The organism is Fictibacillus barbaricus, from assembly GCF_031457135.1.
In the GTDB taxonomy this organism is placed as follows: Bacteria; Bacillota; Bacilli; order Bacillales; family Fictibacillaceae; genus Fictibacillus; species Fictibacillus barbaricus_A.
The window spans coordinates 79,291-105,289 of record NZ_JAVDWA010000002.1 but is presented as its reverse complement, the minus strand read 5'-3'; the positions used below and the strand labels follow the sequence as shown (position 1 = coordinate 105,289).

The following is a 25,999-nucleotide window of genomic DNA, read 5'->3' as shown; positions in this document are numbered from 1 at the left end:
CTTTTCCATGATATGTTATGTATTATATGAACCCAGTTTAGATTTAAATGGAAGAAGGAAGAAATATTTTGAATACAAAAGTTCAAAAAAGCTTAGCCATATTAGCTGGATTGTTTTTAACAGCAGCCGGAATGAAAATCTTAAACATACACTCACTTACATTTGGCGGAACTGCCGGAATCGCTACTTTAGGCTCTTTCTTAAGCGATTGGTCGTGGGGAATCTTATTTTTAATTGTGAACCTGCCCTTTTTTATTCTGTCAATTAAAAAATTAGGATGGACGTTTTCAATTACTACTTTTTTATGTATATTTCTTGTTTCTGCTATAACCGATTTATTAAGCTTTATCCATTTTCCAATTGTTGCTCCTTTTCTTGCATCCATACTCGCAGGAAGCTTAATCGGTGTTGGAGTCAGTCTTGTTCTTAATTCAGGGGCTTCATTAGGCGGCATCCACATTTTAGCTTTATATTTAGAACAGAAAAGAGAAATTAATCGCGGATTAACATTGTTTGTTACTGATTTCATTATTGTATCATCTGCAATGGTTATTGTAGGGTTTCACAATGCTTTTATTTCGATTTTTTCAATCACGATCGCCTCTTTTTTAGCCGGTAAATTTAAGACCAAATCTCCTGCTATTGCATATGAGGTTGATGAATCAATTGATGCCGTAAGAAATAGTTAAAAGCATTCTCCTTTACATGATGGAGAATGCTTTTTTTATAACGCTTTTAATCTCTTCTCTTTGATGCTTCCTTTTCGCAGGGTGTGCGGTGAGCCTTGCCAACCACTTCTAAATGGGCATAATATTAAAATCAAAATAGACATAACATTTATTATGTCTACTTATTTTTTTCAGGCTGTCCTATTATGTCATTTTCTGCGCTTGCTTAGGAAATATTTATTTATATAAATCGTCCCTGTTTTTATCCATATCTTTATGCATTTCTTGTCTTTCAGTTGATTTATACTGGCCGTTTACAGGTTTTATTTTACTAATAATATGTCCAAGTTCGTTGTATACTCCACGGTGTGTCTGATGACGTTTACCTTGTGTAACCTTTTCTCCTAATCGCTTGATGTCGGCTATTTTGTCAGGATCTGTCGTAATTGCCGCATTCCTTCCTTGTGCATTCTTTTTCAGTACATTATAAACCTCAGTTCTCAGTTCATCATTTTCTTGTCCCGGCTGAACTTTTGTCATAGGCTGGATTCCAACTAACGTATATAACCCGCTAACAATTACATAAGCTTTTTGAACGCCTGGAACATTTTCAGCAAGTTTGACTAAATCTTTTGATTGATGAACTTCTCCACTTTTTCTCTCAACTGATGGCGTATCAATATAAGAATTCGGCTCTCTTCCTGCCTTCGTATTTTTAATTTGCTTTGTTTCTTCAGTACTTTCTTGATTCGGCTGTTTGTTGGTTCCGCACGCCGTTAAACAAATGGAAAGCATAACTAATATTCCTAAATATTTTCGCATCTTTCATTCATCCCTTTTCTGCATAGTGTTTGTATGAACTAGAGGAAAATATGCAAAAGTAAGCACCTTTGCTATAATGGGAAAAACAGGTTACAGGAGGCAATAATGGAAGAGTATCCAAATTTACCGGATTATGCTCAGCTCTTTATTGACCATTTACAAAAAAAAGGCCGAAAAAAAAGCACGATTAAAAGATATTCTTATGACTTACTCGATTTTTTTGCTTGGATTAGAGTAATGAAAAAGAGTGATGACCTTTACACGATTCAAAAATTAAATAAAGAACTTTTAAATGAGTATTTTCTATTTCTTACAGAACAAAGAGAATACAGTGCAGCAACGACAAATAGGGTATTTACTGTAACAAAAAGTTTATTTCACTTTCTACAAGTTCAAAAGCGAATAAAAGAAAGCCCTTTTAAGGACTTCGATCAAAAATGGGAAGAAGACAAACACTTTAAAAAAGAGGATTTTATAACAGAAGAAGAATTCGCGCAGCTTTTTCAAATCCTTTCCTCATACGAAGGGTTAACTGAAAAACAGCAAAAGTTCAGGCATTTATTAATAAAAAGAAATGAAGCGATTGTAACATTGCTTTACAATTATGGACTTACACTGCAAGAGCTGGCTAGTATCGAGAGGAAAGATGTCCAATTTACTGCTCAATTATTGACCGTAAAAAACGATGATGAAAAGCGTCTCTTACCGCTTGAAAAAGAAACGCAACAATTACTATTCGCATATTTTGACAGCATTCCGGACAGTATAAAGCCAAGAAATCATTCTTCTGATCGATTTTTCATTGCGTTCGATTATCAGAGAGGAACGTACCGCTTTGATTACAGCAATTATGAACCTAAGCCATTAACTGTTATCGCGATTCAAAAAATGTTAAGACAGGAAATTAAACGTTCAGGTATTAGAACAGGTGTTAGTTCACAACATTTAAGAAGAACAGCGATATTAAATTTTATTATGAAAAATAATTCAACAGAAGAAATCCAGGCCAGGTTTGGCCTAAAGTCCGCTCTTACTGTACAAAGATATGAAAATTACATAAAAGAAATAGAAACGATCGTTTAAAAAAGCGAAAACTCCCTGCACTCTTTTTACAGAATGCAGGGAGTAATTTTTTTATTCATTCATATTTGCAGACGATAGATCTACATTTCGATGTGGGGTAAACGTTGAAATGGCATGCTTATAAATGAGGTGCTGTTTCCCTTCTGCCTCAAGTACGACCGTAAAGTTGTCAAACCCCTTTACTAAACCTTTGAGCTGAAAACCATTCAGCAAATATACGGTCACGTAAATGTTTTCGCGCCGTAGCTGGTTTAAGTAATGATCCTGTAAATTGATAGATTGCTTCATGTGAACAGATCCTCCTCTTTGGGCATTACCTCTATACATTCTCGGAAATTTTTAATTTCCCTTCAACAAAGTGCAGAATTTCTCGAAATTTTTTATCAAAGGGAGCTTTATCCATAGAAAACCATTGTATATTCATTTGATTATTAAACCATGTAAACTGCCTCTTAGCATATCGTCGTGAATTTCTTTTTAGGATGGTAACCGCTTCTTCAAGCGTACTATCTCCTAGCAGGTAAGGAAATAGTTCTTTATAACCGATTGCTTTGGCTGCAAGACTGTTTGAAATATCCATCGATAATAGCCACTTTGCCTCCTCGATAACACCTTGATCGATCATGAGGTCGACACGTCTATTAATACGTTCATACAAAATTTCACGATCCATTGTCAGCCCAACTAATGCAAGATCATAATTTGATTCCATTTCATTCCCTTTATTTTTTTGTTCATTTGATGGCACGTTTCCAGTTTCATAATATATTTCTAATGCACGAATTACACGATGAACATTATTAGGATGAATTTCAGCCGCCCTAATTGGATCCACTCTTTTTAATTCTTCATGCAAGCTGTCAGCCCCGTGTTCATCTGCTTTTTGCTGAAATTTATTTCTAAGTTCATCATTCTTCCTTGCTTCTGAAAACTCATAGTCATGGGTAACTGAACGAATATAAAGACCTGTTCCCCCAGCGATGATAGGAATTTTCCCTCTTTTGTTAATCTCGTGTATAAGGTTTCTGGCGTTATGTTGAAATTCTGCAACAGAATATGGTTCAGTCGGATCTTTAATATCTAGTAAATGATGAGTAATTCCATCTTTTTCATCATCTGAGACTTTTGCAGTACCAATATTCAGCCCTTTATAGATCTGCATAGAATCTCCACTGATGATTTCTCCGTTAATGGCTTTCGCGAGCTCAACACTCGTTTTCGTCTTACCTACAGCAGTTGGTCCTACTATTACAACTAATTTTTCTTTCATAACAAACTCCTACATGACTCTTTTAAACATTTTTTCGAGTTCATAAGTTGATAGATGAATCGTAACAGGTCTTCCATGCGGACATGTATATGGATCCTCAGCGGCACGAAGAGATTGCAGTAATGCAAAAATCTCATCGTTTCTTAAGTGATGATTTGCTTTTATCGAACCTTTACAGGACATCATGATCGCCGCTTCTTCTCTAAGTTTCTCGATATTAATTTTTTTGTTGTCTAACACTTGCTGAACAATGTCTAACATTGTTTCTTTTTCATATCCCTTCGGAAACCATTGCGGATGTTCTCTCACAATAAACGTATTTTGTCCAAATGGTTCTAAAAACAGTCCGACTTGGCTAAAGAACTCCAAGTTTTCATGTATGAAGGCAGATTCATGACTTGTATATTCAAAAGTGTATGGAACCGTCAGCATTTGAACTTCTCGCTCTACTTGTCCCACTTTTTTTCTGAAATATTCATATTTAATACGCTCTTGAGCTGCATGCTGGTCGATCAAGTAAAGGCCATTTTCATTTTGCGCCAGAATATAAGTACCATGCATCTGTCCAATCGGATAGAGTACAGGAAGTTTTTCCTTATGACTTTCATGAACGAAATCATTATCGTTATGATCAGCCGGTAATTTGTCTGGATCCCAACCTTGTTTAGAATTCTTTTTATCTTCTAATAAAGTATCTACCATTTCACTAATTTGCTCATTGTCCATTTTAAGTGGCACTGTTTCTGCCAATCTTGTCGGGGACAATTCATTTTGACTAGTTTCAGCTGGCTCATAAACAGGTTTGGAATGCTCTTTTGTCTGGCCGTATTGAAACGAAAAGGAAGATTGATAATCCAAATCTTTCGCTTTTTGTTCTTTTCTTGGAATTTGAACGTCTGGTATTAATTGCTGGCCTTTAATGGTTTTTCTCAGTTCATTTTCTACGAGCTGTACCAGTTCCGTTTCTTTACTCAGCCTTGCTTCATGTTTGGAAGGGTGAACGTTTACATCAATAATTGTTGGGTCCATTTTGATTGATAATACAGCAATCGGAAACCTGCCAATCGGTAAAAATGTATGATACGCATTTTGAATGGCTTTTGAAAGCGAATAATTCTTAATATATCTGCCATTCATAAAAAGTGAAATATATTGTCTAGAAGCCCTGTTTACCTCTGGTTTAGCAATATAACCTGTAATTTCATAATCTAGTGATGAACATGTTACTGGAATCATATTCTTAGCAGTTTGAATGCCATAAACAGAAGCGATAATCTGCTGCAGGTTATCATTACCGGAAGTTTGTAATAACTCTTTTCCATTATGCTTTAAACGAAAAGCCACGTGTGGATTTGCGAGAGCAAGCCGATTCATAAGATCCGTAATAGCCCCAAGTTCAGTTTGAATCGTTTTTAAATGTTTAAGACGGGCAGGTGTATTGTAAAATAAATTTCTCACATTTACATCTGTCCCTTTTCTGCTGCTAGTTTGCTGCTGCTTTACAATTTTGCCGTTCTCGATAAATAGATATGTTCCTGGTCCGTCCCCAGTTGATGTCTTAAGCTCTACTTGTGAGACGGAAGAGATACTTGGCAACGCTTCTCCCCTGAAACCCATCGTTCGGATATGGATCAGATCTTGTTCGTTTTTTATTTTACTTGTTGCATGCCGATTAAAAGCAAGTACACAATCTTCAGGTTCAATTCCATCTCCGTTATCTAGTACCCGTATGAGCGAAAGACCGCCCTCTTCCACTTCGACTTCAATTCTTGTCGCATTGGCATCGATTGAGTTTTCAACAAGTTCTTTAACTACAGAGGCTGGGCGCTCGACAACTTCACCAGCAGCGATTTTATTTGATAAATGTTCATCCATCTGTACGATTTTGCCCATCTGTTATGCCTCCTTTATTTTTATTTCAGCTTTCCTTGAAGTTTGTATATCACATTCATGGCATCCATCGGTGTCATTTCTAAAAGATTTATAGACCTCAGCTCTTTAATAACATCCACTTCTTTTGGCTCTTTTCGTATCTTTTGTGAATGGTTTTCTGAGAAAAGACTTAACTGACTCTCCATCACTTCTTCTTCTGTTGCCGAAATTTCTTTAATGGAAGGATCCGGTTCATTTCTTTGCTGATTTTCATATGAATTTAATATGGTCTTCGCTCTTCTTATTACTGCTTCAGGAAGTTCTGCCAGTTCTGCAACTTGAATACCAAAGCTTTTATCTGCTTGTCCATCAATTACTTTATGCAAAAATACGAGTCTTCCATTTTCCTCTACGGCACTTACAAACACATTTTGTAGAGAAGGAAGCGTTTTTTCTAAAACCGTTAACTCATGATAATGTGTTGAAAACAGCGTTTTTGCTTTAATCTTTTCATGTATAAACTCAATAATAGATTGTGCCAAGGCCATTCCGTCATAAGTGGATGTACCTCTCCCTATTTCATCAAGTAAAATTAAGCTATTTTCAGTTGCACTTGTAAGAGCAAAATTCGTTTCCAGCATTTCAACCATAAAAGTACTCTGACCGCCTACAAGATCATCCGCTGCACCAATCCGAGTAAAAATTTGATCAAACATCGGGAGTTCTGCACTTTCTGCCGGAACAAAACAGCCGATCTGCATCATGACAGAAGTTAAAGCTAATTGGCGCATATACGTACTTTTACCGGCCATATTTGGACCTGTGATCAACAGCATATTCCGTTCATTATTTAAATGAATATCATTTGGTACATATTCTTGTGCATCCATTACTTTTTCAACGACTGGATGGCGTCCGCCCACAATATTTACGTTTCCATTTTCAGAAATAACCGGTCTCACGTAATGATATTGTTCACTGATCGATGCAAAGGATTGAACAACGTCCAGTTCTGAAATAGCGGCAGCCAGCTGTTGCAGTCCAGGTATATATTGTTTTACATGCTCTCTTACCTCTAAAAACAAAGAATACTCTAGACCTGAAATTTTATCTTCTGCTTCTAATATAATACGCTCTTTTTCTTTTAATTCAGGTGTTACATAACGTTCTGCATTAGCTAATGTTTGTTTTCGTTCGTACCGATCTTCAGGCACCATGGAGAGATTAGATCTAGTTACTTCTATAAAGTAGCCAAATATTTTATTAAATCCGATTTTAAGCGATTTAATACCAGTAGCTGCTTTCTCTTGTTGTTCTAAAGAAGCAATCCACTCTTTTCCGTTCATGCTCGCATCTTTATACTCGTCCAACTTGGCATTAAACCCTTTTTTTATAATCCCGCCATCCTTAATTTGTATGGGTGCTTCTTCACAAAGTGCAGAGGCTAGAAAATCAGCAAGCTCACCATGGTCTGTCATCTTTTCGTAGAGATTTCTAGCATAATCACCATCGATCTGGTTAATTTTTTCTCTGATGACAGGAACACTTTGCAATGACCTTCTAAGCTGAACTAAATCTCTCGGACTCGCATTTCCATACGAGATTTTTGCAATAAGCCGCTCCATATCATAAACGGATTTCAGCTGCTCTTTCATTTCCTCTCGAATAAAAAATTCACCGATAAGGTTTTCAACGAGCTGAAGACGTTTTTCTATCGTTTCTTTTACAAACAGAGGCTCTTCCACCCATTGTTTAAGTTTTCTTGCACCCATCGCTGTCATCGTTGCATCAAGAAGCCAAAGCAAAGAACCTTTTTTCCCTTTTGCACGTATCGATTCTGTTAATTCCAAATTTCTCTTAGAAAAGGCATCAAGCTTCATCCTCTTTTCATTTTGCTGGTATTCAACAGCTTTCAAATGATGAAACGACCGCTTTTGAGTAAAGCTTAAGTATTGAAATAAACGCCCAGCTGCTTTTAAAAGTAAAGGCGGTGTAATATTTTCAGCAAGGTGGCTGAATTTACCTTCTATTTCACTATCTGACTGTATTGAAATTGATGCCTGTCCATTTTGAGAAAGATAATCATACCATTCATTATGTAAGGATTGATCTCCTACGATTTCTTTAATGCCCTGGCTTAAAAGCAGCTGAATAAAAGGCAAATGGCTTCCTTCATATAAATAACCTTTCATTTCACCTGTGGACAAGTCACACAAAATATATGCATACGAATCACCCTGTTTATCAATCGAAACAAGGTAATTATTTTCACGATCCTGCAATAAATGATCATCAATTACCGTACCAGGTGTAATAATTTGAACCACTTCTCGTCTTACAACACCTACAGCTTGTTTTGGATCTTCTACTTGTTCGCAAATGGCTACTTTATAACCGTTTTCTACGAGAACTTTTATGTAGCCGGCTGAGGAATGGTAAGGAACACCGCACATTGGTATCCGTCCATTTTGTCCTCCTTCTCTGCTCGTTAATGTAATTTCTAATATTTGCGAAGCTTTAACAGCATCTTCAAAAAACATTTCATAAAAATCGCCTAATCTAAAAAATAAAAAGGCATCCTGATGAGCTGCCTTAATGGATAAATATTGTTGCATCATTGGAGTGTACTGCGACATTTTTTCACCTATTTTCATAACATTTCAATGTTGTTATTATATCATAATTCAACGAGCCTTTACCTTTTTATCACTTTGAAACTATTGTTATTTCATTAGTGATTCGTGCATTAACAACTAGGATCGTTTGGTAATTGAGAAACAAGAAGGTCAAGGAAGTGAAGGTTTTGAGGAGCGGAATGTTATTACCTACATGAGCACCGAGAAACCATAATGACAAAGAGATTCGCTGATTAACAATTACTAAACTAAACAAAACAACGGGAAGTAATCCCCCCGTTGTTCACTTACTCTTCTAAATCTCCAACTAAAAAATTTGGATCAAGATCATTAAAATCTTCATCATCTACATCATATTCCCAATCTCTTGTGTTCTCGTCATCAAAACCATCTGGATTTACATAAACACAAACTTTTGTCTCCCCGATTATTTCGCATACAAACTCTCTCTCTACTTGCACGATTACTTTGTTGCCATTGGGTGAAATGGCAGCCTCGAGTGTATTCGGCTCCTGCAATGCCCTGCAATACACTTCAAAATGTTTACCCATCGCATGCTTATCTCTGACACTTAGAACAACTGTATCTTTAAATGAGATGGTTTCAGTTACGACTTCGGTTCTTGTATTATCATTATAAGAATACCAAACATTTACATCATAGCTTCCTTCCACTTCAACACAATCTTCTTTTCTATTTGGTTTGTATGAATGGTTGATGATCCAGCACCCTAAAATACTGGTTGGACGATGAGTCGGTGCAATTGTATGAGTTTCCTGTGAGAATTTACGTCCTTTTCCACAAACAGCCTTTGTGATGATTTCTCTGTAGGTTAACTCTTGTTCAACACGTCTGGACATATAATAAATCCCTCCTCTGCCAATCTCACTCTATTTTATGCAGGGCGGATGCCTATTGTGCCTATATTTATAAAAACATCAAAACACTAATGAAATTACTTGTTTAAATGAAAAGCATTTGAAAATAAAATATAATTACGGTACGTGAAATTAAACGTGTTATAAAATAAAACGCGTCTTTATTCAAATCGACTGCATTTACGAACAGCCAGGTTTCGAAAGCAGCCACATAAAAAAGCACGATACCCCGAAAAGGCATCGTGCTTTGAATTTTATTAAGAGCAGCCGCAGCTGTCAGATGAACAGCTATCCAACGGGTTTTCTTGTGATCCTGTCGTTCCCTTAAGAAGATCACCGCCAGTCGATTCGATAATTTCATCGGTAACTTTATTTGAGATCGTAAGCGAGACCATTTGCAGTATATCATTTACGTCACTTTGGGATTGCTTAAATTCTTGTACGACAGGTATGCTGTCCAGCTCTGCCATTAATGCATCAATTTTTTCTTCAACTTCTCTTGATGCTTCGTGTTTCTGATAATGCTGAAGGTTTACAGCCTGCTTTTGCAGATTTTTAATTTGGCCCATTAACTTGGCAACTTCAATATTAGAGTTAATAAGCGCTTCTGCTTTTTTAAAGAAATCAACTTCTTCTGTTGTAGCAATCATTTTTGCCAATTCGTGAGCTTTATTTAAAATTTCATCTTTTGTATACGTAGCCATTAGCTTACCACCTCTGATTTTTCTTCAACCATATCTCCGCCGAGATTCCAGGTTTTCGCATCTGTAATTTTCACTTTAACAATTTCACCAATAAGATGTTTCGGAGCTTTAAAGTTTACAACTTTATTCGAACCCGTATGTCCAGTTAAAACATCCGGATTCTTTTTACTTTCGCCTTCCACAAGGACTTCAACAACCTTGCCGATATATGACTGGTTCTTGCGGAGGGAAATATCGTTCAGCACGCCATTTAGGCGCTGAAGACGCTCTCTTTTTACTTCCATCGGTACGTTGTCTTGCATTTTGGCTGCTGGTGTACCTTCTCTTGGTGAATATATGAACGTATAAGCCGCATCGTATTCCACTTCTTTTACAAGTGAAATGGTTTCTTCAAATTGCTCATCCGTTTCATTTGGAAATCCGACGATGATATCTGTCGTTAAAGCGGCATTTGGAACTGCAGCTTTAATTTTATTAATTAGTTCCATATAATGTTCTCGCGTGTATTTGCGAGCCATTAATTTTAATATATCACTGTTGCCATGCTGAACAGGTAAGTGAATATGGTCGACAATATTGCCGCCTTTAGCCAGAACTTCAATCAGCCTGTCATCAAAATCGCGGGGGTGGCTTGTCGTGAAGCGAAGGCGAGGTATATCAATCTTACGGATTTCGTCCATGAGGTCACCTAACCCGTAATTCATCCCTTCAAGATCCTTCCCGTAAGCATTTACATTCTGGCCAAGCAAGGTAACTTCTTTATATCCTTCTCTTGCCAGCTGCCGAACCTCTTCAATAATATCTCTTGGATCTCTGCTTCTCTCTTTGCCTCGTGTATAAGGAACGATACAATACGTACAGAATTTATCACATCCATACATAATGTTTACCCAGCCTTTAACATTCCCCTTACGCTTTCTCGGCAGGTTTTCAACGATATCCCCTTCTTTAGACCACACTTCAACAACCATTTCTTTTGAGAAAAGCGCATTTTCAATGATTTGAGGTAAACGGTGAATATTGTGTGTACCAAAAATCATGTCAACTTGCGGATACGTGGATAAAATCCGGTTTACCACTGATTCTTCTTGGGACATACAGCCGCAAACTCCCAATAAGAGATTCGGATTGTTTGCCTTCGTGTGTTTTAAATGTCCAAGTTCACCAAATACTTTATTCTCCGCGTTTTCACGTATGGCGCACGTATTAAGTAAAATGACATCTGCGTCTTCTGTTGAATCAGTTACTTCATATCCCATTTCATTCAAAATACCAGCCATAACTTCTGTATCATGTTCGTTCATTTGACAGCCGTATGTTCGAATATAGAATTTTTTTCCGATACCAATATTCTTTAAGTTTTCAGGGATCGAAAAGTCTTTTAATATTTGAGTTTGTTCTTTCCCTCTTTTTTTAGCATCTTTTAAAGATGGAGGTGCATACGTACTTTGAAAATATTGAGAGTAATCTCGTTTTGTATCTTGTTTTAATGAATTTTGCTTGTCTTTTGTTGGTTCCAAGACATCTTTCACTCCTTACTGCCAAACTCTTCTGATTTGCTGCATCTATCAACCAATCATTTTATCTTTATCACTAACTGTAACATTATATCAAATATTTGGTTTTATTTAAAACGAGAATTACATTTAGTTTACATAATGATATTATGGGTAATACCGACTTCAGCGGTTACTTACTCGAAAAACTAAAACTTTTAGTAAAAGCTTTAAATATAAATAAAAAAGAAGGGAAATACCCCTTCTTTTCTTAAATCATTTCTAATTCTTTTCCTGCTTTTTTAAATGCATCCAATGCTGCTTGCAGTTCTTCTTTCGTATGCTGTGCTGTTACGATCGTACGTACACGAGCTTTCCCTTTAGCAACAGTTGGAAAAGCGATTCCTTGAGCAAAGACACCATACTTTAGCAATGTATCTGATAATTTATGGGCCAGTGCATCTTCACCAACTAAAACTGGTGTGATCGGTGTTTCACTCACGCCGGTGTTGAAACCTAATTGCTTTAAGCCCGCTTTAAAGAACTTTGTATTTTCCCAAAGCCGCTCCATATGTTCAGGCTCTTCTTCGAGCACATCAATTGCCGCTGAACTAGCAGCTATGACAGCTGGCGGATGTGAAGTACTGAATAAAAATGGACGTCCTTTATGAATGAGGTAGTCTCTTAACGTTTGCGTACTAGCGATATATCCGCCAAGTACACCTATCGCTTTACTTAATGTACCTACTTGAATGTGTACACGGCCGTTTAAGTTAAAGTGATCAATTGTCCCGCGTCCGTTCGTTCCAAGGACACCACTGGCATGTGCATCATCTACCATCACAAGCGCATCATACTTTTCTGCAAGTTCAACAATACCTGGCAACGGTGCGATGTTACCGTCCATCGAAAACACACCGTCTGTTACGACAATTCTTTTTCTATATTCTTGTGTTTCTTTTAATGCCGCTTCTAAATCTTCTAAATCAACATGTTTATAAATTCTTCTTTTTGCTTTTGTTAAACGGATACCGTCAATAATGGAAGCATGGTTCAATTCATCTGAAATGACAACATCTTGATCAGTAAGAATTGCAGAAAGAATACCTTGGTTTGTCGAAAAACCAGATTGAAATACAAGGCATGCTTCAGTGTGTTTGAATTCTGCAAGCTTCTTTTCAAACTCCTCATGCATAGAAAGAGTACCTGCGATCGTACGGACTGAACCCGTACCAACACCAAACTCTTCAACAGCTTCAAGTGCCGCTTTCTTCATTTTAGGATGGCTTGTTAATCCAAGATAGTTGTTTGAGGAGAGCTGAATAACCTCTTTGCCATTAATGACTACTTTAGAGCCTTGTTCAGATTCAAGAGGTACAAGCTTTCTAAACGTACCCTCTTCTTTCATATGGTCCAATTCTTCTTGTAAGTATTCGAAACCTTTCATCACTATCAAACCCCTTTCTAAGGAATAAGAACTACTTTTCCACAATTACCTTTAATCATTAAGTCAAAACCTTCTTCAAATTGCTCCATTGGAAGTGTATGCGTAATAATAGTTTCTGGCTGCATGCTGCCGGATTTAAGAAGTCCTGAAACCTGCTGCCATGTTTCATACATTTTTCTTCCTGTAATTCCTTGAACGGTTACACCTTTGAAAACAACGTCATTCGTCAAGTCAATTTCAACAGGCTTGACTGGAAGGCTTAGTATGGACACTCTTCCACCGTTTGTGATCATCTTAAAACCTTGGTTGATGGCAACTGGATGTCCGCTCATTTCACAAACGACATCTACACCGTTTCCATCTGTTAATTGCATTACTTTTTCAACTGGATCTTCGTTTTTTGGATTGATTACCGTAGAAGCTCCAACTTTTTTTGCTAGATCCAGACGATATTCATTTAAATCAATTGCGATCACTTGACTTGCACCTGCTGCTTTGGCAACATTTACAGCCATAATTCCGATTGGGCCACAACCGATAACAGCAACCGTTTTTCCTGTTACATCACCTGCTAAAACAGTGTGTACGGCGTTTCCCATCGGCTCTTGAATAGAACCATGCTCAAAAGGCATGTCAGGATCATTTTTCCAAATATTTTCCGCTGGCATAGCTACATACTCTGCAAAGCAGCCATTTGTATCTACACCGATAATTTTTGTGTTTTTGCAAATATGGTATTGTCCTTTTAAACATTGTGGACAAGAATGGCAAACAATATGTGTTTCAGCAGATACATGATCTCCAGTTTTTACATTTGTTACTGCACTTCCGACCTTTTCAACAACACCTGAAAACTCATGACCAAATACATAAGGCGGTTTAACACGGCTCTGTGACCATTCATCCCAAGTGTATATATGGACATCTGTTCCACAGATAGAAGTTGCTTTTACTTTTACTAAAACTTCATTTTCTTTAATTTCTGGAATGTCCACTGTTTCTAGTTTTGCACCGTAACCCGCATGGTGCTTGATAATCGCTTTCATTTTCCCTTGCAATCTAAACACTCCTCACAAAAATCAAAAAGTTCATTTCCCTCCATATTGTACATTTAAAAATTTATGAGGTAAAGGGCTGTGTACATATCAGGCGGACATTAGCAGATACCAAAAAAAATAGGCGGAAAAATTTTTTGATTCAAAAAAAGCCTTACTCCCATAAAAAGGAGCAAGGCGGGATATTACATGAATTCTGTCATCAATTGATTGAATTTTTCTTCTGAAAGATTCAAGTCAACTTTTGAAAGAGCTTCTTTACTGTATCCATGAGCTAGATCTTGATATGAAGGTTTTACTTTATCCTGATAAATAATACCTTTTACAAGACCTTTGTTTTCCATCAATGTCTGCATAGCCATCATGCGATTTGAGGAATCATAATTTTCAATCGTGCTAAGGCTGACAAGGTGTTCTTTAAACCAATCATACGTGTTTACTTTATTATAAGTAACACATGGTGAGAATACGTTGATTAAAGAGAAACCTTTGTGATTAATACCTGCTTCAATGATAGATGTCAGTTCTTTTAAATCTGTTGAAAAGCTTTGTGCCACAAATGTAGCGCCAGCAGTTAATGCCAATTCCATAACTCCAATAGCTGATTCAACGGAACCTTCCGGCGTACTCTTTGTTTTAAATCCTACATCAGATCGCGGAGATGTTTGTCCTTTTGTTAATCCGTAAATTTGGTTATCCATTACGATATATGTAATATCGATATTTCTTCTGATTGCATGAACAGTGTGCCCCATACCAATTGCAAATCCATCACCGTCACCGCCAGATGCAATTACAGTAAGATCTCGGTTTGCCATCTTAACACCTTGTGCAATTGGTAGTGAACGCCCATGAATCCCATGAAATCCATAAGATTTTATATATCCTGAAATACGGCCAGAACATCCGATACCAGAAACTACAGCAAGATTATCAGGTTCTAGTCCAACATTTGCAGCTGCTCTTTGAATGGCAGCTTGTACGGAGAAGTCTCCGCAGCCGGGACACCAGTTGGGTTTGATACTGTTGCGAAATTCTTTAAATGTAGCCATATTAAACCAGCTCCTTGCATTTCATGACAACTTCGGATGGAAGGAATGGATTCCCATCATATTTTAATAAGTTTCTAATCTTCTCATGCTGACCTACATTCATTTTAAGAATATTTGCCAATTGGCCAGTCGCATTATGCTCAACAACAATGACCGTTTTAGCACTCTCGACAAGAGGTTTCATTTCATCAGCAGGGAATGGATGAACAAGGCGAATATGTGCATGGTTCACTTTTAATCCTTCAGCTTCTAAACGAGGCATCGCTTCCTCAATTACTCCTCGTGTTGAGTTGAATCCTACTAGCAATATATCAGCTTCTTCATGAGGTGTATGTTTTACTACAGGTACATTAAACTTAAGATTATTCAGCTTGCGAAGACGCTTATCCATCTGTTTTTGGCGATTAGCTGCTACTTCTGAAGGTTTTCCTGTCTCATCATGTTCAACACCCGTTACATGGTGAATACCATTTTTCATACCTGGAATCACACGTGGCGAGACACCATCTTCGGTAACTTCATAACGCTTGAAATATCCGTCTTTATCATCAGAATCCGGTAATGCTTGTGCCGGATCAAGTTTTCCGCGGCGAATTTCAACTTTGCTAAAGTCCAGCGGTTCAACAGACTGCTTTCCTAGAGAAAGCTGAAGATCTGTTAAAAGAATAACAGGACATTGGTATTCTTCTGATATATTTAGTGCTTCAACTGCATCGTAGAATGCTTCTTCTACCGTACTTGGAGCCATAACTACTTTAGGGATTTCTCCATGAGTTCCATAAATCATAGCCATTAAATCAGATTGTTCCTGTTTTGTTGGCAATCCAGTGGATGGACCTCCGCGCTGTGTATCAACAACCACTAATGGCACTTCTGTCATACCAGATAGTCCGAGAGCTTCCATCATTAATGAAAGTCCAGGGCCTGCAGATGATGTAATCGTTCTTACACCTGCATAGTTTGCACCGATTGCCATCGTACATGCAGCAATTTCATCTTCCGTTTGAATAACAGTTCCGCCGAACTCAGGAAGCTTTTTGATCAGGTACTCCATAATTTCTGAAGCGGGTGTGATCGGGTAAGCAGACATAAAGCGAACACCGCCGGCTACAAATCCAAGAGCGATCGCGTCATTACCGATCATGAACATTCTTTTCTTTCCGTCTGCTTTATTAAGCTGGAAACCATCAATTTGGCCGCCTGCAAGTTCATTAAAACGATCTGCGCCTTTTTGGATTGCTTCCATGTTCTTTTGAACTACTTTTTCACCTTTTCGAGAAAAAATCTCTTCAACTACTTCTTTATAGCTTTCTACTGGCAAACCTAATACAGCGCTAGTTGCACCGATTGCAACCATATTTTTCATAAGAGAAGTTCCTAATTCAGTCGCAATCTCAGTAAAGGGTACCGAATAAAGTCTGACATTCGAACCTTCTGGTACAGTAGGATTAAATTTAGAATCCCCTATTACAACTCCGCCTGCACGCAGTTCGTGTACATTCACGTCAATCGTTTCCTGATCAAACGCTATTAAAATATCTAAATCATCAGAGATAGATCGGGTTTCACTTGTACTTACACGAATTTTATTGTTGGTATGACCGCCCTTGATTCTAGAAGAAAAATGACGATAGCTATAAAGATAGTAACCTTGGCGATTCATTGCAATCGCGAAAATTTCACCTGTGCTATCAATACCTTCCCCTTGCTGTCCGCCAACTTTCCAAGAAAGTTGATCAATCATGTACTCCACCCTTTCAGTTACCCAAACGTTTGTTAAATCAAATAATGTATGCATGTATTGCATCATGCTGTATCCAACGTTTGATGCGTTAATATAATTATGTACTAAACGTCTACAATTCTAGACTTAACTCATTAAAAATGCAAGTATTGAGGGTAAAATATTCAAACAATTTCAATAAAAGTAAAAACATGTAAACCTACTGAAAACTAAGCAAAATATAAAGCTAGCATAACTAATTTTCTTCACTTAACTTTATCAATCATAATATTCATTTCTAGAAAAGCAGTAAATATTCCTTCAAATGCACCTTTCACTGAAAAAAAAACTTAATGGTTCAGATTTTTGTATCATTCAAAAGCATCAATCTTTTAAACACAAAAAAACCTGTTTACACTTTTTAAAAGGTAAACAGGTTTTCCACGTTATCGTGGTTCTACTATTAGTTTGATTGCTGTTCTTTCTTCTCCGTCAATTAAGATATCTGTAAAAGCTGGTATACAAATGAGGTCGACTCCGCTCGGTGCAACAAATCCTCTTGCAATCGCTACTGCCTTTACAGCTTGGTTTAATGCACCCGCTCCGATTGCTTGAATTTCAGCGCCTCCTCTTTCCCGGAGAACGCCAGCAAGTGCACCAGCTACAGAATTGGGGTTGGATTTTGCTGAAACTTTTAATATTTCCATTGATTTGAACCTCCTTCAGGATAGATACCTGTTCTACTATATTCAGTGATTATGGCTTGTATTCCTGCGATGACAAAATTACCTAATATCTCTTTATTCAAATTTGTCAAAATGCAGGCGGTCTTCCTAATAAACCCCGGTTATCTGTTCCCTTAACCGTTTTCATTCAAACCTTCTCAACCTTTACAGAGTGACTGTAAAGATCATTACATTAGAATTATTTGTAATTTATAGTGTTCGAAAGTCATGATTTATAATGTATGAGAATAAAGAATTTGCTAGATATAGATCTTCATATGGTATTTTACACCCACTTCCTTTTATTTAAAATTGATAAGCTTCTAGTAAAAATAACCTTTTTTTAGCTTTTTTCCAAAGACTGTTTTTCATAGACTGTTTTCGTCCTTTTCATAAAACTTTGATGCAATTGAAAGCAGTTAATTTTTGCTTCAGGTTGCTTGTTTTCCTCGAAGGGCAGGGTATGTCCACTCTCTCGCACCTTAAGAACAATCACCGCTTATCGATTATCAACAACGGTGTTTAACAGAGGTTATTTTAAAACAACAAAAAAACGACTCTTCTATATGAAGAATCGTTCGAATGAAAATAAAAAAATCAAACAAAAAAAACAGCGGAAATCCGCTGCTTTTATTTTGCGTACTCAACTGCTCTTGTTTCACGAATGACCGTTACTTTAATATGACCTGGATAATCCAGTTCGTTCTCGATCTTCTTCGTAATATCACGAGCAAGTCTGTATGAAGCTACATCATCAATCAAATCAGGTTTAACCATGATACGTATTTCACGACCAGCTTGAATGGCAAAAGATTTTTCTACTCCTTCGAAGGATTCTGAAATTTCTTCTAGTTTTTCAAGTCTTCTGATATACGTCTCTAAAGTTTCACGTCTTGCACCTGGTCTCGCAGCTGATAAAGCATCCGCTGCTGCAACTAATGTTGCTATGATGGACGTTGGTTCAGTGTCACCATGATGTGAAGCAATACTGTTGATAACGACAGGGTGTTCTTTGTACTTCGTTGCTAATTCAACACCAATGTCTACATGGCTTCCTTCAACTTCATGATCAATCGCTTTACCGATATCATGCAATAGTCCAGCTCTTCTGGCAAGATGTACATCTTCTCCGATTTCTGCTGCCATCAGACCAGCTAAATAAGCAACTTCAATGGAATGTTTCAATACATTTTGACCGTAGCTCGTACGATACTTCAAACGGCCAAGTATTTTGATGAGATCTGGGTGCAGTCCGTGAACACCTACTTCGAAAGTAGTTTGTTCTCCAACTTCTCTAATGTACTCATCCACTTCTCTTCGTGATTTTTCAACCATCTCTTCAATTCGCGCAGGGTGAATTCTTCCATCCTGTACAAGCTTATCCAATGCCATTCGCGCAATCTCTCGACGAATTGGATCAAAACCAGACAAAATGACTGCTTCCGGAGTATCATCAATAATTAAGTCAATACCGGTTAAGGTTTCAAGTGTTCTGATGTTTCGACCTTCACGTCCGATAATTCTCCCTTTCATTTCATCATTCGGAAGATTTACGACAGAAACTGTTGTTTCTGCTACGTGATCGGCTGCGCAGCGCTGGATAGCTAGTGAAAGAATTTCTTTCGCTTTCTTGTCTGCTTCTTCTTTTGCACGGTTTTCCATTTCTCTTACCATCATTGCCAACTCATGAGTCATTTCACTTTCTGCTTCTGTCATGATAATTTGGCGGGCTTCATCCCTGGTAATATTGGAAATGCGCTCAAGCTCACGTTGCTGTTCCTCCAGCAATTCCTCCACTTTGCTTTCAATCTCTTCAATTTGTCGTTGTTTTTTGGTGAGAGATTCTTCGCGCCTCTCTAATGTTTCTTCTTTCTTGTCTAGAGTTTCACCTTTTCTGTCAAGAATCTCTTCTTTTTGAACCAATCGATGTTCTTGTTTTTGTAGCTCGCTTCGACGTTCGCGAATTTCGCGCTCTGCTTCCGTTCGCATCTTATGGATTTCATCTTTTGCTTCTAACAGCGCTTCCTTCTTGTTTGCGTCAGCGTCGCGCCTTGCATCTTCAACAATTTGCGCAGCTGCTCGCTCTGCGCTTGAAATCTTCGCTTCAGCAATGGATTTCCTAACAAGATATCCGACAATTGCACCGACACCTAATGAGATAAGCAAACTGGAGATGAATACTAAAAGATTGGGCATATTTCCACCTCCTCTTGCTTTCTGCTTTTCATACTGCATTTCTTGGCGTCATTCGTCTTACATGTGCTGTGCACCATTCATGTCGTACAAATACTATACATATCTTTTAATTTCATAAGAAATCAAAATATATCTCCATTTTATAGGTGTCCCAAAAGCTTGTCAAGAGAGTCAATCTTCTATAATAATTGCTTGAAATAAAAATAGCAAGGAGCATTATTTGACTTAATTTAGCAATTTTTTCTGTAAAAGAAATAAAAGACCGATCTTAATCGACCGGTCTTTGCGTTTTATTCAGTAAGTTCAAACTCTTCTGATAGAGCTGGCGATTCCACTTCAGCTTCCACTTTTCCTTCTAATTGATAATAGTTGCGGATTTCAGTAACAATAGATGATGCGATTTCTGGATTCTCTTTTAAAAATTGTTTAGAGTTTTCTCGGCCTTGACCTAAACGCTCACCTTCATAAGAATACCATGCACCGCTCTTTTGAACGATATCAATATCTGACCCAATGTCCAGAATCTCACCTTGATAGGAAATTCCTTCGCCATACATAATATCAACCTCAGCCGTTCTAAACGGAGGAGCTACTTTGTTTTTTACAACTTTAATCTTTGTTTTGTTACCAACTACGTCTTGACCTTGTTTAAGCTGTTCTGCACGTCTTACTTCCAAACGTACGGATGAGTAGAACTTTAATGCTCTTCCACCTGGTGTAGTTTCAGGATTTCCGAACATTACACCTACTTTTTCACGAATTTGGTTAATAAAGATTGCGATTGTTTTGGATTTGTTAATCGCACCGGAAAGCTTACGCAATGCCTGCGACATAAGACGAGCCTGAAGACCAACGTGAGAATCACCCATCTCACCTTCAATTTCCGCTTTAGGTACTAGGGCTGCGACTGAGTCAATGACTAGAATATCAACTGCACCGCTTCGAACCAAAGCTTCTGCAATTTCTAAAGCTTGTTCACCTGTGTCAGGCTGAGATAACAAAAGTTCATCAATGTTTACCCCAAGCTTTTGAGCATAATCAGGATCTAATGCGTGTTCAGCATCAATAAATGCTGCTTGTCCGCCGTTTCGCTGTACTTCAGCAATGGCATGAAGTGCAACCGTTGTTTTACCAGAAGATTCTGGTCCGTAAACTTCAATAATTCTTCCTCGCGGATATCCGCCTATACCCAATGCAATGTCCAGTGTAATAGAACCGCTGGAAACAGTAGAAATCCGCTGTTCTGTTTGTTCTCCAAGTTTCATAATGGAACCTTTACCGAATTGTTTTTCAATCTGGCGAAGCGCCATATCTAAAGCCGCTTTTCTGTCGCTCATTACATTCACTCCTCTAAATGGTTCACTCATTTATTTTTAAATCATTATTTCTTTGATTGCTTCTACTTTTCTATCATATCTCTTTTTTAACCTTTTGCCAATCATTTTGCGAACATTTATTCGATAAAATCATTGACCTTTTTTGATCATTTGGTTCATAAAGAAGAATCCATACTTTACCGTCCGCTCCCGGATCGCATTCCTTGTACCGGCAAGCTGCAATGGAAAAGAGATCGTTTCTGACTCATTAGAAATCCCAATATAAACAGTGCCTGCTTGCTTTTCCTCTTGTTTATCAGGACCTGCAACTCCAGTAAAACTTATTCCATAGTCTGCATCTGTCAAAGTTCTAATTTTTTCAGCCATCCATTCAGCACACTCCTTACTCACAGCACCATGCTGCTTTAACAGTGACACAGGCACATGAAGAAGAGTTTGTTTTAACTCATTCGAGTAAACAACAGCTCCCCCTTTAAAAATGGAAGAAGCTCCGGGTATGTCCGTAATGACTTTGCTGAAGAGTCCTCCAGTTAAGCTCTCTGCAGAAGCAATCGTTGCCTTTTTCTGAAGCAATGAATCTATTAAACATCTTTCAAGTGTATCAAGATCATACCCATAAAAATAGGAAGATGTTTTGCTTACTATTTTTGCTTCTGTTTCATCGAGCAGGTTTTCTGCTTCTTTTTGATCAGAATGAGCAGCAGTTAAACGAATGGTTACCTCATGCTCCGATGCCAATGGGGCGATTGTGGGATTGCTTTGTTTTTCAATTAAATCTTGAAGCTCCGTTTCTAATGTGGATTCGCCGATTCCAAAAAACTTTAATACACGGGAATAAAGTTTTGTTTTTGCACCAGATTTAGACTCCAAATATGGAACCACAAATTTTTGAAACATCGGTTTCATTTCGCTAGGCGGACCAGGCAATAGTATACACGTGATACCCTCATCGGTAAATGCCATTCCAGGGGCCATACCATTTTCATTAGGGAATACAATAGAATCTTTAATAATCAACGCTTGTTTTTCATTATTAGGAGTCATCTGCCGATTGGACTGCACAAAATAATTTTTTATGTACTGTAAAGAAAGTTCATCATGAACCAGTTCTTTTTGAAATACAGCGGCAATCGTTTCCTTTGTCAAGTCATCTTTAGTAGGTCCAAGCCCTCCCGTAAAAATCAAAAGATCTGAACGTGTTTTGGCATTTTGAACAACAGATGCGAGTCTATTTGCGTTATCTCCAGCTACCGTGTGATAGTAAACATTCACACCGATATCAGCAAGATTCTTTGAGATAAATTGAGCGTTCGAATTAACAATTTGTCCTAAAAGCAATTCACTTCCAACAGCTATGATCTCCGCGTTCATATTCGCCACTCTCCTTAAATTGTATCGCCATTTCATTATATTTCAATTTTAAACATTAGAAAAAGGAATTTGTTTACATGTTGTTTTCTTCGATTTACACATAAGCGAATAAAAAAACAGGAGTTTATAGGCTCCTGTTTTTTCTCATTTACTTGGATTTTAATAAAATATGTTTACTATTCACGAAATACTCCCAGCCGGAATACAGCGTGATTAATGTTGCTAGCCATAAACTGATCGTTGCAAACGGTAAACCGATCCAAGCGAAGGGCAGATTATGAAGAAGCAATGCGGAAATCGCTATGATTTGAATCCACATTTTTAATTTCCCCATTTGGCCGGCTGCAATAACATCCCCTTCAGCAGCAGCTACGGCACGAATACCTGTTACTGCAAACTCACGGCTTAAAATAACAATCACCATCCAAGCAGGAGCACTGCCAAGTTCAACTAAGCCTATAAGGGCAGCTGAAACGAGAAGTTTGTCTGCTAATGGGTCTAAGAATTTTCCTAAATTCGTTACAAGGTTATATTTTCTAGCATAATATCCATCTACCCAGTCTGTAGAGGATGCAAAAATAAAAATAAGGGCAGCGATAAAGTGAGTAACCGGCAATTTTTCACCAGCAAGTGTCCAGGAGCCCCAATTAAAACCGCCTAATAAAATAATCATAAAGATGGGTATGAGCAAAATACGAGATATGGTAATTTTGTTAGGTAAATTCAATACATTTTCCTCCAAATTGCGGTAAAAATCTTTTAGTGCATCATTATTGCACTTTTTTGATAACAATCTTCTGGTGAACCCGTTCTGTAGGCGGCACAGGGTAAGTAAAATCTTCACCATTTATTTTAATCGTTGTAACATGTGCAGCACCAATGTTAAGTGTTACTTCTTTAGCAGCAGATAGATCAACAGTCTGCTGTTCGCCTTTACTTAATTGTTTTTCAAGAAGGCTTTTGCCATTTTCATCTTTAATACCTACATAACTTGGTCCTGAAGCAGACAGGTCTACAACCAATTTGTCAGTATCCTTTAATTCATATGTAGTTACTATGCCGCTTGTTTGCAGTTTTGTCAAAGTCTGTTTCGGTGTTTCTGCTTTTTCTGCAGGCGTATCCTTTTTCTTATCTGCATCATCCGCTTTTTCTTTCTTCTTTGGCTTTTCTTGATCTGCCTCTAAGTCCACAGATTTAACATTGCTATCAGCGCTTTTGGCTTCATCTTTTCCATCTGGAAGCCATTTCAAAACAAGCAATAATATCGCAATGATAACTAAAGCGATAATTGCAAACGGAACAATACGCTTCACGATTGAGTTCCCCTCTGATATTGGCGAATTTTTCCTTTTTGAACGAGGTTCGAATTCAGTTGAAGGTTCTTTTGCTGCCTGCGGTATTTCATGTTTATATTCTTCAAAAATGGTTTCGTAATGAAGCCCGACTGCTTCACAATAGTTCTTAATAAATGCTCTCGCATAAAAAGCACCGGGGAGTACATCATAATTCCCATCTTCAATGGCAACTAAATAACGCTTTTGTATCTTTGTTGCTGTTTGAAGTTCTTCTAATGACATTCCTTTTTCTTCCCGTTTTTCTTTTAATAAATTTCCGAGTTCTGTCAACCTTCCCACCCACTTACGTCATTCTAAATTTCCAAATCCTGTTGTGTCTTGTTTAAGAGCTTCATATGTAATTTCTTCGTCACGATGACTTTTAAGCTCAATAATATAATCAAAATCATCTAACGTGTATTCTGTCTGCTGCACAAAAAGATCTGGATGCTCAACAACCTTGGCAGCAGGCAATCGCATAATTTCGCGTATTAACTGCCAATGTTTTTCACTCATGTTTCGTGCAGATACCGCCCCGTCAATAATAAATACATGATCAGAATCGTATTCATCATCTGCAAGCATACTTCTGACGGTTTGCCTTAATAAAGTAGAAGAAATAAAAACCCATCTTTTATTCGCACATACACTCGAAGCCACAATACTCTCTGTTTTCCCAACACGAGGCATACCTCTGACTCCGATTAATTTATGTCCCTCTACTTTATATAATTCGGCAAGAAAATCAACCAATATACCAAGCTCATCACGAATAAAACGAAACGTTTTTTTATCATCAGCATCTCGTTCAATATACCTTCCATGTCTGACTGCTAAACGGTCTCTAAGTTTCGGTTTGCGAAATTTTGTAACCGTAATATTGTCCATCGAATCCAATATTGACTTTAATCTTGTGATCTTTTCATCGTTATCAATAATCAGCAGCATTCCCCGCCGCTCGTTATCTACGCCGTTTATCGTAACAATATTAATGCCGAGCATACCTAGCAGGGATGAAATATCCCCAAGGAGGCCCGGGCGGTTTTTATGTATTTCATACTCTAAATACCATTCCTGCTCTCCCATTGCTCATCTCCTTATTCTTCAAAATAAAACAAATTTCATCAATTATTCTTGTTTCTAATAATAAATGATTTCAATTTATTATGAAAGAAAAATAAAAGGATGTTAAGAAAAAAATCTTAACATCCTTTGTTGCACTTAATGGCTTGAGTCGTTTTGTACTAACTTTACCATCATATTAGCAATGGCGTGCTTTTCATTGTCATCTGCCACTTTCCAAAGTTCAGCAAGTATTTTTTCTTCATCGTTTTTAGGTTCAACGTGATTTGCTAAATACCCACCGATTTCAGTTGCTAAATTAGAAATAGCATCATGGTTCATGCCTTCATGCTCAGCGTGTTGCAGGCGGTCGGACAAGAAATTTTTCCATTGGCCAAAGTTGTCTAATACAGACATGCTGTCTCCTCCTTCAAGGTTGATACAGCATTAATATCCCTTAGTTCTCTGTTTTTTATACATGCTTTTTACGTAAACCACGAACCGTTAACAGAGAGAATATGACCAGAAATATACGCGGATTTTTCACTGATTAAATATTCAGCTGCGTGCGCTACCTCTTGTGGCTGTCCAAATCGGCCAGCAGGTATGTCTGAGGCTAATTCATCCTTTTCTTCTTCTGAAAATTGATCCAGCATTGGTGTTTCAATTACACCTGGAGCAATACTGTTTACATTGATTCCGGATGGGGCAAGTTCTTTAGCCAGTGCTTTAACAAAGGTATTTAAACCGCCTTTTGCCGCAGAATAGACAGTTTCACATGCAGCACCCACTTCTCCCCAAACAGATGAGATCATGATAATTTTTCCGGATTTTTGCTGTATCATGCTTTTAGATAGTGTTTTTGTGATTTCAATTGCACTAAGCAGATGAAGCTGCATCGTTTCCCGTATTGATTCATTTGTAAAGTCAGTTAATAAACCATATTGGGTATTTCCACAGTTATAAATAAATACATCCACATTTTTTGTAAGCTTATTCAATAGCTTTTTTGGTCCGTCCTCTTTAGAAAGATCTGCATGGATGATAACACTCTTCACATGAAATGAATGAAAGAGGTCTTTTTGCAGCTTTTTCGCTTTTTCGTCATTTTTATGGAAGTGAATATATAAAAAATATCCCTGTTCTGCAAGCATTCGGCAAATTTCAGTTCCGATCGCTCCAGTTGCTCCGGTGACAAGTGCTGTTTTCAACTTAATATCCCTTCTTTAACAGAAAAAAACACCCTTTAGCGGATGCTTTTTTCTTTT

Annotated in this window: 23 protein-coding genes; 2 read left to right on the top strand and 21 right to left on the bottom strand. The window is 37.6% G+C overall.

The features are described 5' to 3' along the window. Positions 1-68 precede the first annotated feature (68 nt). Positions 69-689, top strand: coding sequence for a YitT family protein (locus J2X07_RS05915; RefSeq protein WP_310257504.1), 621 nt, complete (start codon positions 69-71; stop codon positions 687-689). A gap of 216 nt (positions 690-905) precedes the next feature. Here J2X07_RS05915 and J2X07_RS05910 read toward each other — a convergent pair whose 3' ends face one another. Then, positions 906-1,490 (bottom strand): YhcN/YlaJ family sporulation lipoprotein, encoded by a 585-nt coding sequence (locus tag J2X07_RS05910; RefSeq protein WP_310257503.1) that lies wholly within the window; start codon positions 1,488-1,490, stop codon positions 906-908. Positions 1,491-1,595: 105 nt separating this feature from the next. Here J2X07_RS05910 and J2X07_RS05905 point away from each other — a divergent pair, with 105 nt between their 5' ends. Beyond that, positions 1,596-2,573: a tyrosine-type recombinase/integrase gene (locus J2X07_RS05905; protein ID WP_310257502.1), complete on the top strand. Its 978-nt coding sequence runs from the start codon at positions 1,596-1,598 to the stop codon at positions 2,571-2,573. A gap of 51 nt (positions 2,574-2,624) precedes the next feature. Here the strand turns inward: J2X07_RS05905 and hfq are convergent, their stop codons facing one another. From hfq to ymfI, 20 genes are all read right to left on the bottom strand, one after another. Continuing rightward, entirely contained in the window at positions 2,625-2,861 is a 237-nt protein-coding gene (gene hfq / locus J2X07_RS05900; protein ID WP_066289634.1) for an RNA chaperone Hfq, read from the bottom strand. Positions 2,862-2,892: 31 nt separating this feature from the next. Further along, positions 2,893-3,843: a tRNA (adenosine(37)-N6)-dimethylallyltransferase MiaA gene (gene miaA / locus J2X07_RS05895; protein ID WP_310257501.1), complete on the bottom strand. Its 951-nt coding sequence runs from the start codon at positions 3,841-3,843 to the stop codon at positions 2,893-2,895. 9 nt (positions 3,844-3,852) lie between these two features. Then, positions 3,853-5,736 (bottom strand): DNA mismatch repair endonuclease MutL, encoded by a 1,884-nt coding sequence (mutL, locus tag J2X07_RS05890; protein ID WP_310257500.1) that lies wholly within the window; start codon positions 5,734-5,736, stop codon positions 3,853-3,855. Between the two features lie 20 nt (positions 5,737-5,756). Beyond that, positions 5,757-8,351 (bottom strand): DNA mismatch repair protein MutS, encoded by a 2,595-nt coding sequence (mutS, locus tag J2X07_RS05885; RefSeq protein ID WP_310257499.1) that lies wholly within the window; start codon positions 8,349-8,351, stop codon positions 5,757-5,759. A 287-nt stretch (positions 8,352-8,638) separates the two neighbouring features. Continuing rightward, positions 8,639-9,211, bottom strand: coding sequence for an outer spore coat protein CotE (locus J2X07_RS05880; RefSeq protein WP_310257498.1), 573 nt, complete (start codon positions 9,209-9,211; stop codon positions 8,639-8,641). Between the two features lie 275 nt (positions 9,212-9,486). After that, positions 9,487-9,933 carry a RicAFT regulatory complex protein RicA family protein gene (locus J2X07_RS05875; protein WP_310257497.1) on the bottom strand — a complete coding sequence of 149 codons (447 nt, stop codon included), beginning with the start codon at positions 9,931-9,933 and terminating at the stop codon, positions 9,487-9,489. Beyond that, complete coding sequence (gene miaB, locus J2X07_RS05870; RefSeq protein WP_396193647.1) at positions 9,933-11,465, bottom strand: tRNA (N6-isopentenyl adenosine(37)-C2)-methylthiotransferase MiaB; 1,533 nt, start codon at positions 11,463-11,465, stop codon at positions 9,933-9,935. Before miaB ends, J2X07_RS05875 begins: the two co-directional genes overlap by 1 nt. Positions 11,466-11,700: 235 nt before the next feature. Further along, on the bottom strand, positions 11,701-12,876 hold the full coding sequence (locus tag J2X07_RS05865) for a glycine C-acetyltransferase (RefSeq protein ID WP_310257495.1): 1,176 nt from the start codon (positions 12,874-12,876) through the stop codon (positions 11,701-11,703). A gap of 17 nt (positions 12,877-12,893) precedes the next feature. Next, complete coding sequence (gene tdh, locus J2X07_RS05860) at positions 12,894-13,934, bottom strand: L-threonine 3-dehydrogenase (RefSeq protein WP_310257494.1); 1,041 nt, start codon at positions 13,932-13,934, stop codon at positions 12,894-12,896. Positions 13,935-14,116: 182 nt separating this feature from the next. Then, the gene (locus tag J2X07_RS05855; protein WP_310257493.1) at positions 14,117-14,983 is read right to left on the bottom strand and encodes a 2-oxoacid:ferredoxin oxidoreductase subunit beta; all 867 of its coding nucleotides are present in this window, start codon (positions 14,981-14,983) and stop codon (positions 14,117-14,119) included. Position 14,984: 1 nt separating this feature from the next. After that, positions 14,985-16,727: a 2-oxoacid:acceptor oxidoreductase subunit alpha gene (locus J2X07_RS05850; RefSeq protein ID WP_310257492.1), complete on the bottom strand. Its 1,743-nt coding sequence runs from the start codon at positions 16,725-16,727 to the stop codon at positions 14,985-14,987. Positions 16,728-17,152: 425 nt separating this feature from the next. Continuing rightward, complete coding sequence (gene spoVS, locus J2X07_RS05845) at positions 17,153-17,413, bottom strand: stage V sporulation protein SpoVS (protein ID WP_010193268.1); 261 nt, start codon at positions 17,411-17,413, stop codon at positions 17,153-17,155. Between the two features lie 648 nt (positions 17,414-18,061). Next, on the bottom strand, positions 18,062-19,627 hold the full coding sequence (rny, locus tag J2X07_RS05840; RefSeq protein ID WP_310257491.1) for a ribonuclease Y: 1,566 nt from the start codon (positions 19,625-19,627) through the stop codon (positions 18,062-18,064). A 290-nt stretch (positions 19,628-19,917) separates the two neighbouring features. Then, positions 19,918-20,964, bottom strand: a complete 1,047-nt coding sequence (gene recA / locus J2X07_RS05835) for a recombinase RecA (protein ID WP_310257490.1) — start codon at positions 20,962-20,964, stop codon at positions 19,918-19,920. Between the two features lie 129 nt (positions 20,965-21,093). Continuing rightward, complete coding sequence (locus J2X07_RS05830) at positions 21,094-22,335, bottom strand: competence/damage-inducible protein A (RefSeq protein ID WP_310257489.1); 1,242 nt, start codon at positions 22,333-22,335, stop codon at positions 21,094-21,096. 148 nt (positions 22,336-22,483) lie between these two features. After that, complete coding sequence (gene pgsA / locus J2X07_RS05825; protein ID WP_310257488.1) at positions 22,484-23,062, bottom strand: CDP-diacylglycerol--glycerol-3-phosphate 3-phosphatidyltransferase; 579 nt, start codon at positions 23,060-23,062, stop codon at positions 22,484-22,486. Between the two features lie 43 nt (positions 23,063-23,105). Beyond that, complete coding sequence (locus tag J2X07_RS05820; RefSeq protein WP_310257487.1) at positions 23,106-23,960, bottom strand: helix-turn-helix domain-containing protein; 855 nt, start codon at positions 23,958-23,960, stop codon at positions 23,106-23,108. 18 nt (positions 23,961-23,978) lie between these two features. After that, positions 23,979-24,755 carry a DUF3388 domain-containing protein gene (locus J2X07_RS05815; RefSeq protein ID WP_310257486.1) on the bottom strand — a complete coding sequence of 259 codons (777 nt, stop codon included), beginning with the start codon at positions 24,753-24,755 and terminating at the stop codon, positions 23,979-23,981. Positions 24,756-24,890: 135 nt separating this feature from the next. Next, positions 24,891-25,148: a DUF3243 domain-containing protein gene (locus tag J2X07_RS05810; protein ID WP_310257485.1), complete on the bottom strand. Its 258-nt coding sequence runs from the start codon at positions 25,146-25,148 to the stop codon at positions 24,891-24,893. 68 nt (positions 25,149-25,216) lie between these two features. Continuing rightward, positions 25,217-25,942, bottom strand: coding sequence for an elongation factor P 5-aminopentanone reductase (ymfI, locus tag J2X07_RS05805; protein WP_310257484.1), 726 nt, complete (start codon positions 25,940-25,942; stop codon positions 25,217-25,219). Between the last annotated feature and the right edge of the window lie 57 nt (positions 25,943-25,999).

What these genes read in the sequence shown, in the direction of transcription:
- J2X07_RS05830 (WP_310257489.1), bottom strand. Translation starts at nt 22,335, where the DNA reads ATGAACGCGGAGATCATAGCTGTTGGAAGTGAATTGCTTTTAGGACAA.
- J2X07_RS05905 (WP_310257502.1), top strand. Translation starts at nt 1,596, where the DNA reads ATGGAAGAGTATCCAAATTTACCGGATTATGCTCAGCTCTTTATTGAC.
- J2X07_RS05875 (WP_310257497.1), bottom strand. Translation starts at nt 9,933, where the DNA reads ATGGCTACGTATACAAAAGATGAAATTTTAAATAAAGCTCACGAATTG.
- hfq (WP_066289634.1), bottom strand. Translation starts at nt 2,861, where the DNA reads ATGAAGCAATCTATCAATTTACAGGATCATTACTTAAACCAGCTACGG.
- spoVS (WP_010193268.1), bottom strand. Translation starts at nt 17,413, where the DNA reads ATGGAAATATTAAAAGTTTCAGCAAAATCCAACCCCAATTCTGTAGCT.
- J2X07_RS05865 (WP_310257495.1), bottom strand. Translation starts at nt 12,876, where the DNA reads ATGAAAGGTTTCGAATACTTACAAGAAGAATTGGACCATATGAAAGAA.
- rny (WP_310257491.1), bottom strand. Translation starts at nt 19,627, where the DNA reads ATGCCCAATCTTTTAGTATTCATCTCCAGTTTGCTTATCTCATTAGGT.
- J2X07_RS05910 (WP_310257503.1), bottom strand. Translation starts at nt 1,490, where the DNA reads ATGCGAAAATATTTAGGAATATTAGTTATGCTTTCCATTTGTTTAACG.
- mutL (WP_310257500.1), bottom strand. Translation starts at nt 5,736, where the DNA reads ATGGGCAAAATCGTACAGATGGATGAACATTTATCAAATAAAATCGCT.
- J2X07_RS05880 (WP_310257498.1), bottom strand. Translation starts at nt 9,211, where the DNA reads ATGTCCAGACGTGTTGAACAAGAGTTAACCTACAGAGAAATCATCACA.
- J2X07_RS05855 (WP_310257493.1), bottom strand. Translation starts at nt 14,983, where the DNA reads ATGGCTACATTTAAAGAATTTCGCAACAGTATCAAACCCAACTGGTGT.
- J2X07_RS05850 (WP_310257492.1), bottom strand. Translation starts at nt 16,727, where the DNA reads ATGATTGATCAACTTTCTTGGAAAGTTGGCGGACAGCAAGGGGAAGGT.
- J2X07_RS05815 (WP_310257486.1), bottom strand. Translation starts at nt 24,755, where the DNA reads ATGGGAGAGCAGGAATGGTATTTAGAGTATGAAATACATAAAAACCGC.
- recA (WP_310257490.1), bottom strand. Translation starts at nt 20,964, where the DNA reads ATGAGCGACAGAAAAGCGGCTTTAGATATGGCGCTTCGCCAGATTGAA.
- J2X07_RS05810 (WP_310257485.1), bottom strand. Translation starts at nt 25,148, where the DNA reads ATGTCTGTATTAGACAACTTTGGCCAATGGAAAAATTTCTTGTCCGAC.
- mutS (WP_310257499.1), bottom strand. Translation starts at nt 8,351, where the DNA reads ATGTCGCAGTACACTCCAATGATGCAACAATATTTATCCATTAAGGCA.
- miaA (WP_310257501.1), bottom strand. Translation starts at nt 3,843, where the DNA reads ATGAAAGAAAAATTAGTTGTAATAGTAGGACCAACTGCTGTAGGTAAG.